Genomic DNA, 732 nt, shown 5'->3' with positions numbered 1-732 from the left:
AGAAAATCCAAGATGCGCACGTTCTGGCAACGAGCTAACAAGGAATACCAGACCAAGCACCAGAGGCCGTTTACTCTGGAGAACTGGAAAGGCTATCTGGGTTACATTGCCGAGCACTGCACATGGATGACAGAAGAGAGGCCGAATGGCAAAGGCGGCTACTGGCGCAAGAAAAACCTGGATTATTTAATCACCGACCAATGTTACGTATCCGTCAAAGAGGACAGAGCGAATGACCGTAAACAGCATTAATCAAGTACCCCACAGCACCGAAGCGGAGCAGAGCGTCATTGGCGCATTACTGCTAGACCCCCAGAGCGACAATTCACAGTATGTATTCTCCATGCTCAAAGCTGACTTGTTCTACATGGCATGGCATAAATTCATTTTCGCTGAAATGCGGACAATGAACAGCAAGAACCAGGCAATAGATATTATTACTGTGGATGACAGCCTGAAACGTGCGGGTAAATCAGATCAATCGGGTGGATTTGCGTATCTGGCTGAGGTTGCCAAGAACACTCCCAGCGCGGCGAACATAGTCGCTTATGCCAGGCAGATACGCGAGACAGCCGCAGAGCGTTACGCTATTGAGAAAACCAATGAAATTCAGCGATTGTTGATGACGCCTAGTACCCTCACGTTTGCTGAAAAAATGGACATGGCTCAACGACTGATCGGCGAGGCTACTGAGAATGGCACTACTGGACACAAGACTGGACTCAAGCCCAT

1 protein-coding gene and 1 pseudogene are annotated in these 732 nt (G+C 48.9%); both read left to right on the top strand.

The genetic code is table 11. The features are described from left to right. A pseudogene (locus tag ACGF5R_RS24285) lies at positions 1–252 on the top strand (hypothetical protein); the annotation flags it as partial. Next, positions 233–732, top strand: a 500-nt coding sequence (locus ACGF5R_RS24280; RefSeq protein WP_387693188.1) for a DnaB-like helicase N-terminal domain-containing protein, incomplete at its 3' end; no start/stop codon positions are given. The pseudogene ACGF5R_RS24285 and the gene ACGF5R_RS24280, both read left to right, overlap by 20 nt.

Source organism: Photorhabdus sp. RM71S (assembly GCF_042879355.1).
GTDB lineage: Bacteria > Pseudomonadota > Gammaproteobacteria > Enterobacterales > Enterobacteriaceae > Photorhabdus > Photorhabdus kayaii.
This window is presented reverse-complemented; position numbering and strand designations above follow the sequence as displayed.